Origin of the sequence: Cohaesibacter sp. ES.047 (assembly GCF_900215505.1) — a bacterium.
Classification (GTDB): Bacteria; Pseudomonadota; Alphaproteobacteria; order Rhizobiales; family Cohaesibacteraceae; genus Cohaesibacter.
The window spans coordinates 4,904,281-4,922,125 of sequence record NZ_LT907844.1 but is presented as its reverse complement, the minus strand read 5'-3'; the positions used below and the strand labels follow the sequence as shown (position 1 = coordinate 4,922,125).

Here is a 17,845-nt window from a genome sequence, read left to right as displayed (position 1 = left end):
ACCTATCTCATGTTGCTCGTGGACGACAGCATTTCATCGGCTGCGGAGATGACCCGTGAGTTCATCTCATATGCCCGCTGGGCTGCGATCAGGTCGGAAATCTCGGTCACAGAATTGACGTTGGAGATTTCCAGATATTTTTGAAGCATTGAACCATACCCATCGGCGTTGGGGGTGGCGACCTGCGGATTGCCGCTTGATGGTGTTTCAAGGAACAGGTTGTCACCCATCGGGTCGAGGCCTGCCTTGTTGACAAAGCGGGCGAGGGTCAACTGGCCCAGGGTGGTGACTTCGGTATTCGTGCCGACTGTGACCTGAACTTCGCCGTCATTGCTGATGGTGATGTCGGTGGAGCCTTCAGGGAAGTTGATGCCCGGCTGAACTTCGTATCCGTCAACCGTGACAAGCTGGCCTTCGGCGTTGATCTCGAAAGAGCCATCGCGGGTATAGGCAGTACGCCCATCGGGCAGGGTGATCTGGTAGAAACCCTCGCCGCGGATCGCGACGTCCAGTTCCTTGCCAGTGCTCTCGACCGAGCCTTGCGACATGACCCGCGAGGTGGCGGACAGGCGTACACCGGACCCCACCTGAATGCCGACAGGCACGGTGGTGCCGGCGGCAGATGTTGCCGAGCCGGTGCGCCGCATGTCTTCGTACAGCAGATCCTGAAACTCGGCGCGATATTTCTTGAAGCCTGTGGTTCGCATGTTGGCGATGTTGTTCGACGTCACTTCGACGTTGCGTTCCTGAGCGAGCATGCCGGTGGACGCGATGTAGAGGGCTCTCATTATTGTTCTCCTTGTCTAGTCCATCGGTCAGGCGGTGAGCCTGCCCAGTGTATCAATTGCGTTGCCGCGAAGATCCGAGGTGTCTTTCAGGGCTCTGGCGAGCGAGGCGTAATTGCGGGTCACTTCGATCATTCGGGAAATTTCGACGACGCCATGCACATTCGACTGTTCGATGCGGCCACCCAGAATGTCCGCGTCTTCAACCGGAATGGGATTTTCGCCATTGAAACGGGAAAGACCCTCTTTTTTGAGGACTTGCAGATTTTCGAATGTCACGACCCGCAGGCGTCCGATTTCGCCTCTGTCCGAGCTGATCTGGCCGTCACGCGAGATGTTGATGTTCGTGTCTTCTGTCGTGAAGATGATGGGGCCGCCGTCGCCCTGAACCTTGTCGCCCGTGGTGGTGACGAGTTCGCCCAGTGCGTTGATGTCAAATTCGCCGTTGCGCGTGTAGCGCTCGCCCTGAGGTGTATCGAGGACGAAGAATGACGTGTCGTCGTTGATTGCGGCATTGAACGGCTTGCCGGTTTGGACAATGGCGCCGGTCGCAAATTCCCGTGCGATGCGATCATCATGAACGTAAGAAACCTTCTGATCCAGAGACCGGAATTCATTCATGCTAGCAACGGGCATCACATATTCTTCAAACAGCAAATTGTCCGACTTGTAGCCGGCCGTATTGATGTTGGCCAGATTGTTGGCAATCACATCCATCTTGCGCCGAAGCGCCATTTGACGCGACAGACCTATGAGTTGTGAGTTTTCCATAACAGTTAACCACTTTGCTCCCAAATGATGCGCACACGAGCTCCCCAGCGTTGGTGCGTTCGTATTTTGTTAAGCATAATGCGTGCCAGACGGATTTTCTCTTATGTTTCAATGGTTGACCGTATTTGTAATATGCGGATCCGGCAAAAATTCAGGGGGGTTTTTGCCGGTGGGAAAAACTTGCCGATAGCCCAATGTGGGACACCTTGGAAAGGGTTTGTTAACTATTTTTACGCTATTTATTAAGGGTCATTAACCATGATTGATGAATCGTAACCGGGCTAGAGATCTGAATGGCCGAAGAACTCGAAAATGATGAAGAAGAGAATGGCGGAGGGAAGCGTTTTGGTGGCAAGACCAAACTGATCGTCATGATCGCGCTTGCACTGGTGCTTGTTTTGGGTGCTGGCGGTGCAGCGTATTATTTTCTGTTTTCGTCCTCGGGTGAGACAATCGAGCCGGAAAATGATCCGAACGCTGAACCAGAAGCCAAGGCTTTCTTCTTTGATTTGCCTGAGATGACGGTTAACCTGAATACAAAGAATCGCCGGGCACAGTATCTTCGTATCAAGGTCTCCCTTGAGGTGCTCAATGAGGCACAGGCGCGCAAGATCGAGCCGTTTTTGCCGCGGGTTCTGGATGCATTTCAGGTGTATCTGCGGGAGCTTAGAACTTCGGATCTTGAAGGATCTGCCGGGCTCTTCCGCCTCAAGCGAGAGCTTTTGAAGCGGATCAACGATGCGATTTATCCAGTTAAAGTGAGTGATATCCTGTTCAAGGAAATTCTAATTCAGTAGGCAGAGCCAGTGGGTGAGTGATGGCTGACGAAGATGAAGGCGTAGACCTGATGGCGGACTGGGGCGCTGCTCTCGAAGAGCAGGGCGCCGGTACTGCCGACGAGATGGCCGCTCAATGGGCTGCCATGATCGATGAGCCGATGGATGGCGACGAGAGCAATGCTCGCGGCGCCGACCGGGTGCTCAATCAGGAAGAAATCGATAACCTGCTGGGCTTCAGTCTGGACGACGGCTTTGCCGGCGAGCGCAGCGGTGTGCGTGCGCTGATCGATTCTGCGATCGTTTCCTATGAACGTCTGCCGATGCTCGAAATCGTCTTCGACCGTCTGGTGCGCATGACGACGACGAGCCTTCGCAATTTCACCTCCGATAACGTTGAGGTGTCCCTTGATTCTATCACGTCGATCCGTTTTGGCGACTATCTCAACTCCATCCCGCTGCCCGCCATTCTGACGGTGTTCAAGGCGGAGGAGTGGGATAACCTCGGTCTCATCACGGTTGACTCCAATCTGATCTATTCGATCATCGATGTGTTGCTGGGTGGTGGACGTGGCACGTCTGCGATACGCGTTGAAGGTCGGCCCTATACCACTATCGAGCTCAACCTCGTGCGCCAGATGATCGAGATCGTTCTGGAGGATGCCGAGGCGGCGTTCCGGCCGCTTTCTCCGGTTCGTTTTTCGCTCGAACGCCTTGAAACAAATCCGCGATTCGCGGCGATTTCGCGCCCTGCCAACGCAGCGATTCTGGTTGAACTCAGGATCGATATGGAGGATCGGGGCGGCAAAATCGAGATGTTACTGCCCTATGCAACGATCGAACCCATTCGAGATCTGCTTTTGCAGATGTTTATGGGTGAAAAGTTCGGTCGTGATCCGATTTGGGAAGGGCATCTGGCAACAGAAGTGTATCATTCGGAAATTCAGCTGGATGCGGTTCTGTTCGAGCGCAAAATGTCGCTCAACGAGATCATGAAACTTGATGTCGGGCAGACATTGATGCTGGAGGCGGGTCCGCAGGATCCGGTCAATATCAAGTGCGGCAACGTGCATCTCACAGAAGGTGTGATGGGCCAGCATAATGGCAATATATCGGTTCAGGTTTCAAATGATCTGGCCAAATCAAAAATGACTTTGACGGCTTTTGAAAAGGCGGCTCAAGGCGGATCCGGAAAGGGTGAGTAGGATGACTGTGGGAATAATGATCGAATTGCTCGTGGCTTTTTTGCTTGTTCTAACGATCGGCTATTGCGTCACTCTTAACGGTCGATTGAAACGTTTGCGCAATGATGAGGAAGCTTTGCGGGCAACTATCGCCGAACTCATCACTGCCACTGAGATTGCCGAACGCGCAATTCTCGGCCTGAAAGCAACGGCTGGTGATTGTGACAAGAACCTGACGCACCGCTTGAAAGAAGCGGAACGGCTGTCCTCCGAGCTGCAGTATTATGTTACTCAGGGAGATGGCGTGGTTGGTCGTCTCGTCAAGATTTCTGATGCGGTTCGCAACGGAACCAACAAGACGGTGGCTGGCGGTGAGCGCACGCATGTTCGACACGAGCCCCGTTTCGATGCCGAGGATGCAGAATATCCGCGCATGTCTTCCAAATATGCCGAGGTTGGCCCGATGCATGCGGCTCCTCAGGTCGAAGCGCCGCGTAGCCTCAAGGATGTTGCTGCTGCCACGTCAGAACGACTGACCGCCATCAGGCAGAAAAGAGGTTATGCAGCATGACACATGTGCGGTTGCTTCCGGCCCTGCTGATCGCAGTGGCCGGGCTGTTTTGCATCAAGATCACGCATCTGGTCGCCAACAGTGACAGTTTTGTGGGGTCTACCATGCCCGTGCAGGCTCAGGAAGTGCAGCCGCCTGCGGATCCGGCTGCGGCCGCGACGGAACAGCCTGCACCGACCAACAGTGATGCGCAAGAGCCGCCGTCCCTCATGGATGGGATGCGCGTCGACCAGAGCAGCACGTCGCGATCCGAACTGGCCATCCTCGAACGACTTGCCCATCGCAGGGAAGAACTCGATGAGCGCTCCAAGAGTCTGGAGATGCGTGAGGCCCTTCTGAAAGCTGCTGAAAAGCGTCTGAATGAGCGGGTTCAGGAGCTGAGAACTCTTGAGGAATCGATCAAGCTGGCGACCAAGGAACGGGACCGGGAACAGCAGGAAGATCTGGTGAAGCTGGTGGCCATGTATCAGTCGATGCGGCCTAAGGCGGCTGCAAAGATATTTGAGTCCCTCGACATCGAAGTGCTGACGGACATGGTTAAGATCATGAAACCGCGCACGGTTGCCAAAATTATGGGGTCCATGAATCCCGATGCGGCAAGCAAGCTCAGCATGGCGATTGCACGCGGGGAAACGCTTGAACAGGAAGTCAACGATCTTGGATCTCAGGAGTTGCCGCAAATCGGTAACTAGGCCCAATGCTTGACGCACTGATGCTGGTCAGGAGAGGCGCAGGTTCTGGTCAGGAGAGTGGCTGGCGACTTTGGCCAAGAGGCGTCAATAACCTGACGAATTGGCCGGTGTTTGTCTCAAATTGCGCCTATCGCGGTAAGTGTGGGTAAATCATTTGGCTTTACGATAGTCTCCAGACCGGCCTGCCAGTGCTTGGCGGGGATTTATGCGTGTGAATCAGGGTCTGCTCGAGTGGAGACGAAGATGTCGAAACAGGTTCGGCTGACAGATATGTTGATCAGATTGGCAAAGGCGAGTTCCCGAACAGGGTGCTTGGCGTTTGTTTGTCTCATCTGTGCCATTTCGGTCATGACGGTTCCCACTCAGTCTCTGGCGCAGTCAACCGAGGTCGTTTCGGACCGCACAAACGAGATCAGCCCAGGCAAGTTGGACGTCCTGATGTCCACCGAAGAGGGCTTTGGCCGACTTGTCCTTAGATTTACCGGACGCAATTTGCTTCCTGAATATTCGATGAAGCAGGAAAACAGCATTTTCGTTGTCCGCTTTGACGAAGGCATGAAGTCGGATAGCGTTTCGTCGATGCCGCGTATTCTCGGGGACTATGTAACCATTGCCAGACAGGACCCGGATGGCAAAGGTGTCCGCATTGCGCTCAAAGAAGGCATTCGGATCAATACGATGGAGGCTGGTGAGCGTCTCTATGTGGATTTTCTGCCCAAGACCTGGGCGGGGCCCCCTCCGGTGTTGCCAGCCGAGGTCGTTACTGAATTGGCCAGACGTGCCGAAGAAGCCCTGCGTCTCGCTCGGTCGCTTGAACAGGCCGAGAGCGCCACGCGCGTTAAGCCCAAGCTCGACATTCGCATCGGTGATCACCCGACTTTTTCGCGCTTTGCCTTCATCTGGAATATTCCGTTCGATTCCACCTTTGAACGGAAGGGTGATGTGGTTGATCTCTATTTCAACCACAAGACGGATGCCGACCTGAGTGATTTGCGCGCAAACCTGCCTGCGCTCGTTCATGACATGCGCATGAGCTATAGCGATGGGCGCACGCAATTCCGTTTGATTATCGACAAGAATTCGGATGTCAGAGCCTTTCGAGAAGACAATGGCTATGTCGTAGACGTGACGGGCGACAAGCAGCTGTTCGAGGCCAAGGGTGTTGAAGATACGATCACGCGCGCGATTTCCAAGCCCGGCGACGACAGCGTTCTGATTGCACGCGGTGTCAATCCGACGACGAATGATGAAGACGGATCCGAAGTGACCGGCGTGGGGGATCGCATTGGTGGCACGCCCGACAGCGCGCAGGATCTGATCCTTGGTCCCAATCCGTCGGGTCGCAATGCCGAGGGCACGTTGTTCACCAACGCACAGCTGACAGAACCGCTATCGCCCAATGGAGAGCCTGTTTCTACGGTTCCCATTCTGCCGATTGAGACGCAGCCTTTGCCTCAGGCCAAGCCCAATGTTTCTGCACCAAACCTTGATCCGACCAATGCGCAGGCCATCATAACCGAAGAGCCGGCAGTTGTGCAGGAATTGCCTGACCCGTCAATTGGCGACAACGCTGCGCAGGTCGTTGCTCAGGTCAACCCAGAAGTTTCTCAACAAACGCCGATCATTCGCAATGAACCGATAACCATCGAGCAAACCGATGTGTCGGTTCCAGCACAAGTCGGGGACATGATGGCCCCGGCATCGAACGAGACGATCCAGCAGCCACCCAATATCACGCAACAGACCCGAGAAGTGGTACCACAGAGGGTTACGCGCGGAAATGCTGAGCAAATGCAGGGCTCCATGCCTGATTTGTCGTCGCAGACACTGCGTGTGGAAGCCAAGACATTCGGACGTTCGGTTCGGCTGTATTTTCCGTTCAACAATCCGACCGGCTCTGCGGTTTTCAAGCGCAATGGTATCATCTGGGCAGTTTTCGACACATCCCTTGATCTTGATGTCGAGACCGCACGCAAACCGCTAGAGGCTGTCGCGGATGATCTGGAGGTTTGGCGCTCGGGCAATACTGCCGTGTTGCGCATTCCGCTTCGCAATTCGCGGCTGGTGACCTTTTCGCCAGAGGGGTATGGCTGGCTGTTGACCATTGGCGACATGGTTGTCGAGCCGACCAAGCCGCTGCACATGGCCCGCACCAAGATCAGTGGCGGCCGATCGGCGATGCGCGTGAAATTCGATGGCTCCTCTTCGGTGCTCAAGCTGCGCGATCCGGGAACGGGCGAGAATCTTCACGTAGTGACCGGCTTTGGCCCGGCGCGCGGTTTCGTCAAGGGTCAGCGGCTGGTTGACTTTACCACCATCATCTCTGCCCATGGCATTGCCCTTGCAGAGCATGTCGACGATTTGCAGGTGGCGCGGGACGAGGGCTATGTCTACATCAGTTCCCGGCGCGGCCTGACACTGTCCAACACCGAGGTGGCTCCGATCGACGTCAGCGGGTTGACGGAGACAAGCAACAAGGCGCGTGAGACTTTTCTGGATCTCGATTCACTCGCGATGGATAGCCCGGTTGCCTTCACGCGCAAGCGTCAGGAACTGGAGCGCAAGCTCTCGCAGTTCAAGGATATGGCGGCCATTCAGAGCGAACTGGAGCTGTCGCGCCTGCTGGTGGCCAATGGGTATTCCATCGAGGCATTGGGGCATTTGCAGATCATAGAGGATGCCGCGCCGGAATTTGCCCGGGGCCGCGGTTTCCGTACCCTCTATGCTGCGGCAGAACTCATGGCGGGGCGTCCTGAAGAAGCCTTCAAGCGGCTCAATCATCCCGAATTCGACAACGACCCCGATGCATCGGTTTGGCGCGGGCTTGCTGCAGCGCGAACGCATCGTTGGCGCGAAGCGGAAGACGCTCTTGATCTGGCCAGCACAGTTGCACCTGACTATAGTGATAGCGTCCGCCAGATGATGCTGCTCGATGGCGTTGAAATCAGTCTCATTGATCAACAGTTCGGTAGTGCATCTGCTGCCCTTGCGGAAGTGAACCCCGCCTTTCTCAATGATGAGAGCATCGCGCGCTACAATCTGCTGCGAGGCCGGATCGCTGTGGCCATGAACAAGCCGCAGGAGGCATTCGAGGCATTCAAGGCCTCGCGAGACACTGGATATTTGCCGATTTCCAATCAAGCCTGGTTGCAGGATATAAAGTTAAGGCAACAGGAAAAAGTCATCGACGTGGATCAGGCCATCGATGAACTCGAGGGCCTTTCTGTTGTTTGGCGGGGTGATGATGTCGAATTGAATGCTCTCAGAACCCTTGCCCATCTCTATGTGGACAAGGGTGAGTATCGTAGTGCCTTTGAGACATTGCATTCAGCCGCGGATTCCGATCCCAATTCCGATGTTGCCCGTGTTTTGCAAGAAGAGATGAACGCGGTTTTTTCCTCGCTGTTCCTCGACGGCAAGGTGAACGAGCTCTCCGCCATCAAGGCGCTGTCGCTATATTATGACTTCCGCGAATTGACCCCGGTGGGGCGTCGCGGCGACGAAATGGTTCGCAGACTGGCTGACAAGCTGGTGGAGGTGGACCTTCTGGACCGGGCGGCCGATCTGCTCAAGCATCAGGTCGACAATCGCCTCAAGGGTGCTGCACGGTCGCAAATTGCCGCAGATCTCGCGATGGTCTATCTGCTCGACAGCAAACCCAATCTGGCTCTCGACACCTTGCGCCGTACGCGTCAGTCTCAGTTGCCGCTGTCTTTAGAGCGGCAACGGCGCCTTGTCGAGGCAAAGGCGTTGGCCGAGCTGAACAAGGTCAATCTTGCGCTTGATATTCTCAAGCCACTTCAGGGGGATGATGTCGAGCAATTGCGGGCTGACATTCTCTGGCGCGCCAAGCGCTGGCAGGACGCGGCCGAACAGATCGAGGTTTTGTTGGGGGACCGCTGGACCGTCGGTGCAGAGCTTGACGAAAACGAGCAGACAAATATCCTGCGGGCCGGGATTGCCTACACGTTGGCCGACGACCGGTTGGGGCTTGATCGCCTGCGCCGGAAATTTGCCGACAAGATGAGCAATTCGCCGGTTGCCGGTGCGTTTGACGTGGTGAGCATGCCGATTGAAAGCAACGGGCAGCAGTTTCAGGCCATTGCTCAAGAGATTGCGGGCATCGACACGATGGAGCGGTTTCTCAAGGAATATCGCACACGCTACATGAATGCCGATGCCAAGCCGGAAACCGCGACCCCTGAAAAGCCCGCAGACACTCCGGACAACCCGCAAGTGTGAGGCCAAGCTTGTTGGCACTCGCCGGATCGTGATTGCTGATCGCGGTCTTGTAGCGGTCAACTGCGTTCTATGTCCCCAAAAAGCTTCTGACCAATGATCCGGTGATCAGGTTCCAGCCGTCCACCAGAACAAAGAATATGAGCTTGAACGGCAGAGAAATCACCACTGGCGGCAGCATCATCATACCCATCGACATGAGTATCGAAGCGACCACAAGGTCGATGATGATGAAGGGCAGGAACACCAGAAAGCCAATTTCGAAAGCCCGACGCAGTTCACTGATCATGAAAGCAGGGATGAGAACCCGAAGGCTTACGTCTTCCGGGGTCGCCGGTGCTTCCTGCTGTGCCATGTCCAGAAACAGAGCGAGATCGTTTTCGCGCACATGCCGGCGCATGAAGGCATGAAACGGCTGCGAGGTGAGGTCAAAGGCTTCTGCGGGCTCAATTTCGCCATCCACGAGGGGTTGAATGCCGATGTTGTAGGCTTCTTCAAAGGTTGGCGCCATGATGAAGGCGGTCAGAAACAGGGCAAGGCTGATCATCACCGTGTTGGGCGGTGCAGTCTGAAGCCCGATTGCCGAGCGCAACAGCGACAGCACCACGACAATCCGGGTGAAGGACGTGACCATGATGAGGATCGACGGTGCCAGAGACAGCACCGTGATCAGGCCGACCAGCTGCACGGCCCGTTCGGTGATCGTGAGATCGTCGCCGAAGCCGATGGTCAATTGTTGCGCGAAGGCTGGATTGAGCCACGCGAACCAGACCATCGTGCAAGCAAAGACAAAACTCAGCATGCTGACAAGGCCGAGTTGTCTCAGCCTCTTGCGCCAACTTGGGCCTTTGCGCGGAGCTGCCAATGCACCGGCCTGCTCTGGCGCGGCTTTGGGTGCAGTCTCCGGCACTTTCGAGAATGATGCCAAGATGGTCGGCCTTATGACTTTTTCGGGTCGCTAGTCAGCTCATTGAGCAGACGGTTGATTTCATCCTCATAGGACTCTTTCGGCTCAGCGGCTTCTGGTGAAGCCCGCGTTTGAGAGGGGTCTGCGTCTTCCTGCCTGACCCCAGCAGGCGGAGCTTCAGCTGATGGCGTCCGTTCCGGTTTTGCCTCAGCATCTTTATTGCTGGATGGCTCTGGGGTGCTGGATGGATCTGGTGCTTGCCGGGGGGCACTTGCAGGGGCGGCTGGCTGGGCGAGGGGCGCACCATCCTCAGCCTGCTCCGCTCTTGGGCTTGCTGCCTTTGCGGGCGTGCTTGCCGGGGTGCTCTCGGCGGCGGTGCGCTGTGTGGTCGGTGTAGACCGAGCGTCAGGGCCTTCATCTGGTTTGTCTTTTTCATAAGAACGCTCAGGCGCTGCGTTCTGCGCCTTATACGTGTCCGCATATTTGTCCGCCGTTTCGTCCGGCGCTTGCGATTGCGGCACTTTGCGGCCCTGCTCACGATTCGCGAGGGGACGATTCAAATCGGTGTTATGTGTCGCGGCGCGCTGTGGTGCAGACCAGCTCTCTTCAGCTTTTGGTGTTGTCGCTGGTGGTGTCTGGTCTCTTGGCGTCTGGCGGTGCTGTGTCTCATTGGGGATGGAGACAGCTGGTGGTTTGGGCGACGTGGCGGGAGGCTGAGCCGTCAACGCGCTTACCGCTTTCTTGATTGACGGGTCGAGAGATGGGGCGGCCGCGTTGCCTTTGGTGCGGTCTGTCGATGGCGTGGACGCGCCCGAAGTGCTGACGCCTGCCTGTGTTGGAGTATGGGTCGAAGCCTGTGACGTAGCCTGTGTCGCTGTCTGGGGTGTATGCGCGGCCGGACGTTGGGGTGCCGGGCGCATGGATGGTCCTGAAGGTGCCTGACTCGCTGGTGCGGGACCTGATGGAGTTGGACCAGTCGGATTTGCACCCGTCGGGGCTTGTCCTGCGGGAGGCGATCCAGCATGGCCCGGGACACCTGCCTGAGCGAACGATCCGGGATGGGCTGCACTTTGAGGCATGGGCGGAATGTGGTGCTCAACGAGCAGATCGTTTTCTCCACCGATCAGCACCAGATGTTCGATATTGTCCCGCCGCAGCAGAACAAGACGCCGCTTGTGGTCAACCTGAATGGCTTCGCGCACCGAGAGGCGCGGATGGGCCCCTTCGCGTCCGACCCTGCTTGAGATGGTGTTCACTTTCTTCAGGATCCATGCAAGCACGAGAATCAGGATCAGGACAATGCCAAGAGCCACCAAAAACTGCAGAAGCAGGCCGCTTTCATCACTAAACATGGAACTTCCAATCTACTTTCTACCAGCCCAGCCGGCATACATTTCAACGCATTACGAACCGTGTTGCAGGTGCGAATCTCTTAACTCAGGATCATTTTAACGCTTTTGAAAGTTTTTGCGCATGCCTTCAGTGCAATTTGCAAAATTTGCCGAGTGCAAGTCCCCGGAAAAGTGACGCTTTTCGGTCAATGCGCGAAAAGAGCGCCTGACGTTAATAACTCATTAACCATATGGTAGGCAAAATTTGCCTTGAGAACTGTGACTGTGCCGCCGGGTTTCTCATCCAATGGCACAAACCGACGAGGCAACCTTTTGGCTCTGAGCGATCTGAAACTCTTTTCCATGCTGCGCGACAAGATGCACTGGCATCAGGCACGTCAGAAAGTGCTGTCAGAGAATGTCGCGAACGCGGATTCGCCGGGCTACAAGGTCAAGGAATTGTCAGAATTCGATTTTGGCAGCGCCCTCAAGCCTTTCAAGGCGGAAGGCCTGCAGACGCGTATGACGAACTCGCACCATCTGCAAGGTCGCGCGATCTTTCCTGACGGCAAACTCGTGGGCGAAAAGGTTGATGGCTTCGAGACGACACCCAGCGGCAACGCCGTGGTGCTCGAAGAACAGATGATGAAGGTGACAACCAACCAGATGGATTTTCAGGCAGTCACCCAGCTCTACAGCAAGGGTCTGAACATGATCCGGATGGCTTCGCAAAGGCGCTAAGAGGCTCTTTGGCCATTTTGAACCGACGGACGACAAGGGAAAGGACACCTGATGGATTTCTTGCGATCAATCATGATTGCGGCTTCCGGCCTTCACGCTCAGAGCGGTCGTATGCGTGTGATCTCAGAGAATATTGCCAACGCCGAGTCGACGGGTCGTCAGCCTGGCGCCGATCCCTACAAGCGCCAGATTCCAACGTTCCGCACCAGTTTCGACCGGGAGCTGGGGGCGAAAACCATCGAGTTGGGGCGTATCCTGCCGGATAAGTCGGACTTTCGCACCCGCTATGAGCCGGGACATCCGGCGGCCGACGAAGACGGCTATGTGAAGCTGCCAAATGTGAACACACTGGTTGAAATCACGGATTTGCAGCAGGCACAGCGCAGCTATCAGGCAAACCTCAATGTGATTTCTGCAACACGCACGATGATCACAAAAACAATCGATATTTTAAAGGCTTAATGCCGGATACCTAATCCGGGCAAGACGGCTTTCAGCACACATTGCTCCGATAGGGCAAGACGAGAGGCACCATGCTGAACACATCTTTGACTGCAGCAAATGCATATAATCTGGCCCAAAAGCTGACGAATCAGACAAACTCTACTCCGACACTTCAGCAGGCCGCCGACAACAAACCCGACTTTGGCGCAATGGTAAAGGACGGGGTGAGCGGTGTTCTCGACAAGGGACAGGTTGCGGAAAAAGCCGCAACGGACATGGTGCATGGCAAGGCCGATGTGGTCGATGTCGTCACCGCGGTCGCTGAAACCGAAGTGGCACTGGAAACCATGGTGTCCGTTCGTGACCGCGTGATTTCCGCTTATGAAGAGATCATGCGGATGCCAATCTGATCCGTTGCTGGGTTGGAGGCCTGCCGTTGATCGTGGCGGCATTGGAACGGACGGGGTTGGTGCTATGCACTCTCGCCTGACGAGCGTTCAAGGAGGCCTGAAATGACCGGTCCGGAAGTACTGGATATAGGACGAGAAGGAATATGGGTGCTGATCAAGATATCTGCGCCCATTATGATTGTTGGTCTGGTGGTTGGTGTGATCATTGCGCTGTTTCAGGCGCTCACTCAGATTCAGGAAATGACTCTCGTCTTTGTTCCCAAGATCATCGCCATCTTTCTCATGCTCATGCTGACGATGCCGTTCCTTGGGGCCACGCTTGGCGGCTTCACTCGTTTGTTGATGGAGCGTGCCATTACGGGCTAGGGCTTATGACCGGCCCGGCTAGGTGCGAAACGCGCAATGCTTTTCAACGTTCTTCCGCAAACCGCCTACATCTTTATTCTGATCTTTGCCCGCATCGGGACGCTGTTCATGTTGATGCCGGGTTTCTCGGAAAAGGCGGTTTCCGTGCGGGTGCGCCTGATACTGGCGGTGATGGTCAGCTTGATGCTCTATCCCATGGTATCCGGCAACTATGGTGTGGTACCAGCAACGTTCGCGGGCATTCTGGCTGCCATGGGCAAGGAAATGCTCATCGCGCTGCTGCTGGGCCTGTCCGTCAAGCTGATCATGGCCGCGTTGCAGATCGCCTCGACAACCATTGCCTTTCAGCTTGGTTTGAGCTTTGCGATGGGCCCCGATCCAAGCACCGGACAGCAGACGGTCCAGCTCAACACCTTCCTGTCGACGGTGGCGATCACGCTGATCTTCGTCACCAATCTGCATTATCTGATGATCGGGGCCATGTATGACAGTTACGAGTTATTTCCGGTCAACCAGATGTTGCCGCTTGGCGACATGGCCGATTATGCGACCGAAATTCTGGCCGATTCCTTTGTGGTTGGCCTCAAACTGTCAGCGCCATTCATTGTCTATGGACTGATCTTCTATTTCGGGCTGGGCATACTGTCGCGCCTGATGCCGCAATTGCAGGTGTTTTTCATTGCGATGCCTGCCAACATTCTGATCGGTATGATCCTGTTCATGCTCATGCTCACCACGCTGATGACCTGGTATATGGGGCATATCGAAATGGTTCTGGGCAAATTTATAGCGCGTTAGCTGCGCGTGCGCGCGTCTTGTCGCGGCGGACAGGGGCGTGGTTTAGGAGGCTTGCATGGCCGAAGAAAATGATGATGCAGAAAAGTCGGAAGAGCCCACACAGAAACGGCTCGATGATGCGCATAAAAAAGGCGATGTCGCCAAGAGTCAGGAGGTTTCCGCCTGGTTCTCCATGATGGGCACCGGTCTTGTGGTTGCCGTACTGGGGAGCTATGTCGCCAAGGGCACGGCGAACAACCTCAAGGGCTTTTTCGAGCATTCCTATCAGTTGACCCTTGATGGTGCTCTTCTGACGCAGGTCTGGGGTCAGGTGGGCTATGCCATGCTTGGCGTTCTGATCGCGCCGATGATTGCGCTTTTGGCGATGGCTGTTTTCGGCAACATCATCCAGCACAAGTTCGTCTTTTCGACCGAGCCGCTAAAGCCCAAAATGTCCAAGGTGTCTCCCGCCAGTGGTTTCAAGCGTCTGTTTTCCAAAGAGAGTCTGGTCAATTTCGTCAAGGGGCTTGTGAAGCTTTCCATCGTGTCATTCCTGATGACTGTCATCCTTTATCCGCAAAGGGACAAGCTCGATCTCGTGATGGGGCTGGACCCGATTCAGATCCTGCCCTTCATTCAGGAATTGGCGCTTCAACTGGTGATCGGTGTGATCGTTGTCATGACGGTTCTGGCTGCCATGGACTATCTCTATCAGCGCAATCGCTGGCAGGAGAAGCAAAAGATGTCGATGCGCGAGATCAAGGAAGAATACAAGCAGGCCGAGGGTGATCCGCACATCAAGGCGAAGTTGCGCCAGGTGCGTATGGAACGTAGCCGCAAACGCATGATGGCCGCTGTGCCCGAAGCCACGGTCGTGCTGACCAACCCGACCCACTATTCGGTTGCGCTAAAGTATGAAAGCGGCATGGGCGCCCCGATCTGTGTTGCCAAGGGCGTCGACGAGACGGCCATGCGTATTCGTGAAATCGCCAAAGAGCACAAGATTCCGTTGGTTGAGAACCCACCGCTGACCCGAGCGCTTTATGCAACGGTGGATATCGATGACGAGGTGCCAGAAGAGCATTATAAAGCTGTGGCTGAAGTGATTGGCTATATTATGAAATTGAAGAATCGTACAAGTTGGGCTAGTCGCAACCAATAGAGTTGGATGAACTTCTCATTTGGCGGTGCTGGCTGATGTGCTGTCAGTCTGAGGCAGGGGATACATGATGGGCAGACAATTGAGCCACGAGGATACAGCGCAGGCCATGATTGACCATGTTGATCGGTCTGGAAGTGTCAAGTGGTTGCTGTTACTGGCTGTTTTTCTGGTGGTCGTTGCTGCGGCCCTGGTTTTCTTCAAAGGACAGATCGGTAGCCATTTGCAGTTGGTGTTTCTCAGCGTTCTGGCTGGTATCGGTATCCTGTCGTTGCTCGGGCTTGCGGTTGGGCTGGTCAAGCTTGGCAATGCGGCCGCTCCGCCCCATCTGACGCGACAATTTGTGGATAGCATGAGCGATGGTGTCCTCGTTTGTGACGCCCGCGACCGGATTGTCTATGCAAACGCGGAATATGGGCGCCTGACCGGCGCGCAAAGCGCCGAGGAGATCCGCTCCATCGAACGCAGCTTTGGCGGCGAACCAGATGCCGCGGAGGCCATCTACCGGCTGTCCGAGGCCATCCGCAGCGGACGCCCGGCGCTTGAGGAATTTCGGCTGTTCAAGGGGCCCGTGGGCGTCGTGCCGGATGCAGACGCGCCACAGGCGCGCTGGTTCCGCATCAAGGTGCGTGCGCTCAATGACACCGAAACGGGCGGCGGCAAGGATGCCTTCTCCGTGTGGCAGGTCAGCGACATCACCCGCGATCGCGAGCGGCAGGAGAACATCTTTCAGGAGCTTCAACTCGCCATCAACTATCTCGATCATGCACCTGCCGGATTCTTTTCTGCCGAACCGGATGGCAAGGTCATCTATATGAACGCCACGCTGGCCGATTGGCTGGGGTATGATCTTGCGCAGTTCGAGCCGCGGCATCTCAATCTCAATGAGCTTGTCTCGGGGGATGGCAATGCCTTGCTCGATGCTGTCAGCTCATCGTCTGGCGGACGCCGGACCGACATGATCGACCTTGATCTGGTCAAACGCAACGGGCAGGGGTTGCCGGTTCGTTTGATGCATCGCGTGCCCATCGCCGCTGACGGAACACTGGGCGCATCGCGCACGATTGTGATCAATCGCAGTCCGGGCGAGGATATCTCAGAAGAATTGCGGGCGGCGGAGGTTCGCTTCGCGCGCTTCTTCAACAACACGCCCATTGCCATTGCTGCGCTGACGGGCGAAGGCCGGGTGGTGCGCACCAACGCGCCGTTTGCGCGGTTGTTCTCCGCTGTCATTCCCGATAACAGCCCCTCTGACGAGGAGCCCGCCCCGACGATCCACAATCTGCTGGCAGAGAAAAACCGCGACGAATTATCGGCTGCGATCGACGAAGCGCTGAATGGCAAGAGCAACATTCTGCCGGTGGAATGCGAACTGGCCGAAGACGACAGCCGAACGATCCGTTTCTTCCTTTCAGGGGTCGAAGACGGTGATGCCGACGAAGAACAGGTTATCGTCTATGCGCTGGAAACCACAAAGCAACGAGAACTGGAAGTCCAGTTTACCCAGAGCCAGAAAATGCAGGCCGTCGGTCAGCTCGCAGGCGGGGTCGCGCATGACTTCAACAACGTTCTGACGGCCATCATCGGCTTTTCCGACTTGTTGCTTGCCAGCCACAAGCCAAGCGATCCGGCGTTTCAGGACATCATGAACATCAAGCAGAATGCCAACCGGGCCGCCTCTCTCGTCAGGCAGCTGCTGGCCTTCTCGCGGCGTCAGACACTCAGGCCGCAGATTCTCTCGTTCGGGGATGTGCTTGCCGATCTTTCGATCCTTCTGGATCGCCTGCTTGGAGAAAAAGTCGAACTGGAGCTGGTCTACGGGCGTGACCTTTGGCCGGTGAAGGCCGACCTCAACCAGCTTGAACAGGTCATTGTCAATCTGGCGGTGAATGCCCGCGATGCCATGCCCGAGGGTGGGCAGCTGACCATCCAGACGCGCAATCTGTCTGAAGATGAAACCATGCAGATGCCTTACAAACAGCTTGAGCCGGGCGAATATGTCCTGCTTGAAGTGCTTGATAGTGGCACCGGCATTCCCCCCGATATCCGGGACAAGATCTTCGAGCCCTTCTTCTCCACCAAGGATGTGGGCAAGGGTACGGGGCTTGGCCTTTCAACGGTCTATGGCATTATCAAGCAGACTGGCGGCTTCATCTTCCTTGAAAGTGAAATGGGGCAGGGCACCACGTTCCGCATCTTCCTGCCGCGCCATGTGGCGGAAACAGTTTCGGTTGTCGAAGGCACGGATGTTGGCGAGCATGTCCATGAAAATGAGGCAGAGGGTGTTCCGGCCTCTGCAGCCATCGTCGATCTGACCGGCAGCGCCACGATCCTGTTGGTTGAAGATGAGGAGGCCGTGCGGGCCTTTGCTGCCCGTGCGCTGGCGTCACGCGGCTATACGGTCCATGAGGCGGGCTCAGGTGCCGAAGCACTCGAACTCATTCGCGAGATTGATGAACCAATTGATCTTGTGGTCTCGGATGTGGTCATGCCTGAAATGGACGGACCAACAATGTTGGGTGAATTGCGCAAGATCCGGCCCGAGTTGAAGATCATCTTCATGTCTGGCTATGCGGAAGAAGCCTTCGCCAAGAACCTGCCGGAGAATGAAGAATTCGGCTTCCTGCCCAAGCCCTTCTCGCTCAAGCAGTTGGCGACCAAGATCAAGGAAGTGCTGGGCGAATAGGCCGGG

Annotated in this window: 16 protein-coding genes; 12 read left to right on the top strand and 4 right to left on the bottom strand. The window is 55.9% G+C overall.

Annotation, left to right across the window (positions count from 1 at the left end; genetic code table 11):
- Window positions 1-2 precede the first annotated feature (2 nt).
- On the bottom strand, window positions 3-788 hold the full coding sequence (gene flgG, locus CPH65_RS22850) for a flagellar basal-body rod protein FlgG (RefSeq protein WP_096175999.1): 786 nt from the start codon (window positions 786-788) through the stop codon (window positions 3-5).
- Between the two features lie 27 nt (window positions 789-815).
- Window positions 816-1,556, bottom strand: a complete 741-nt coding sequence (locus tag CPH65_RS22845) for a flagellar hook-basal body complex protein (protein ID WP_096175998.1) — start codon at window positions 1,554-1,556, stop codon at window positions 816-818.
- 293 nt (window positions 1,557-1,849) lie between these two features.
- Between CPH65_RS22845 and CPH65_RS22840 the strand changes: the two genes are divergently transcribed.
- From CPH65_RS22840 to CPH65_RS22820, 5 genes are all read left to right on the top strand, one after another.
- Complete coding sequence (locus CPH65_RS22840; RefSeq protein WP_096175997.1) at window positions 1,850-2,353, top strand: flagellar basal body-associated FliL family protein; 504 nt, start codon at window positions 1,850-1,852, stop codon at window positions 2,351-2,353.
- A gap of 20 nt (window positions 2,354-2,373) precedes the next feature.
- Window positions 2,374-3,537: a flagellar motor switch protein FliM gene (gene fliM / locus CPH65_RS22835; protein WP_096175996.1), complete on the top strand. Its 1,164-nt coding sequence runs from the start codon at window positions 2,374-2,376 to the stop codon at window positions 3,535-3,537.
- A gap of 1 nt (window position 3,538) precedes the next feature.
- Window positions 3,539-4,087, top strand: coding sequence for a DUF6468 domain-containing protein (locus CPH65_RS22830; protein WP_197703908.1), 549 nt, complete (start codon window positions 3,539-3,541; stop codon window positions 4,085-4,087).
- Entirely contained in the window at window positions 4,084-4,779 is a 696-nt protein-coding gene (locus CPH65_RS22825) for a MotE family protein (protein ID WP_096175994.1), read from the top strand. The genes CPH65_RS22830 and CPH65_RS22825 overlap by 4 nt, the downstream gene beginning before the upstream one ends.
- 243 nt (window positions 4,780-5,022) lie before the next feature.
- Window positions 5,023-9,021, top strand: coding sequence for a lipopolysaccharide assembly protein LapB (locus CPH65_RS22820; protein ID WP_096175993.1), 3,999 nt, complete (start codon window positions 5,023-5,025; stop codon window positions 9,019-9,021).
- A 67-nt stretch (window positions 9,022-9,088) separates the two neighbouring features.
- Here CPH65_RS22820 and fliP read toward each other — a convergent pair whose 3' ends face one another.
- Window positions 9,089-9,820, bottom strand: coding sequence for a flagellar type III secretion system pore protein FliP (gene fliP / locus CPH65_RS22815; protein WP_096176585.1), 732 nt, complete (start codon window positions 9,818-9,820; stop codon window positions 9,089-9,091).
- A gap of 137 nt (window positions 9,821-9,957) precedes the next feature.
- Complete coding sequence (locus tag CPH65_RS22810; RefSeq protein WP_096175992.1) at window positions 9,958-11,277, bottom strand: flagellar biosynthetic protein FliO; 1,320 nt, start codon at window positions 11,275-11,277, stop codon at window positions 9,958-9,960.
- 258 nt (window positions 11,278-11,535) lie between these two features.
- On the opposite strand from CPH65_RS22810, the gene flgB reads away from it, so the two are divergent.
- From flgB to cckA, 7 genes are all read left to right on the top strand, one after another.
- Window positions 11,536-11,997 carry a flagellar basal body rod protein FlgB gene (gene flgB, locus CPH65_RS22805; RefSeq protein WP_244574671.1) on the top strand — a complete coding sequence of 154 codons (462 nt, stop codon included), beginning with the start codon at window positions 11,536-11,538 and terminating at the stop codon, window positions 11,995-11,997.
- Window positions 11,998-12,048: 51 nt separating this feature from the next.
- Window positions 12,049-12,459, top strand: coding sequence for a flagellar basal body rod protein FlgC (flgC, locus tag CPH65_RS22800; RefSeq protein ID WP_096175991.1), 411 nt, complete (start codon window positions 12,049-12,051; stop codon window positions 12,457-12,459).
- A 74-nt stretch (window positions 12,460-12,533) separates the two neighbouring features.
- Window positions 12,534-12,851, top strand: a complete 318-nt coding sequence (gene fliE / locus CPH65_RS22795; RefSeq protein WP_244574670.1) for a flagellar hook-basal body complex protein FliE — start codon at window positions 12,534-12,536, stop codon at window positions 12,849-12,851.
- A 102-nt stretch (window positions 12,852-12,953) separates the two neighbouring features.
- Window positions 12,954-13,217 carry a flagellar biosynthesis protein FliQ gene (gene fliQ, locus CPH65_RS22790; protein ID WP_096175989.1) on the top strand — a complete coding sequence of 88 codons (264 nt, stop codon included), beginning with the start codon at window positions 12,954-12,956 and terminating at the stop codon, window positions 13,215-13,217.
- A gap of 36 nt (window positions 13,218-13,253) precedes the next feature.
- Window positions 13,254-14,015 carry a flagellar biosynthetic protein FliR gene (gene fliR / locus CPH65_RS22785; protein WP_096175988.1) on the top strand — a complete coding sequence of 254 codons (762 nt, stop codon included), beginning with the start codon at window positions 13,254-13,256 and terminating at the stop codon, window positions 14,013-14,015.
- 55 nt (window positions 14,016-14,070) lie between these two features.
- Window positions 14,071-15,156 (top strand): flagellar biosynthesis protein FlhB, encoded by a 1,086-nt coding sequence (gene flhB, locus CPH65_RS22780; RefSeq protein WP_096175987.1) that lies wholly within the window; start codon window positions 14,071-14,073, stop codon window positions 15,154-15,156.
- Window positions 15,157-15,223: 67 nt separating this feature from the next.
- Complete coding sequence (gene cckA / locus CPH65_RS22775; protein ID WP_244574483.1) at window positions 15,224-17,839, top strand: cell cycle histidine kinase CckA; 2,616 nt, start codon at window positions 15,224-15,226, stop codon at window positions 17,837-17,839.
- Window positions 17,840-17,845 lie beyond the last annotated feature (6 nt).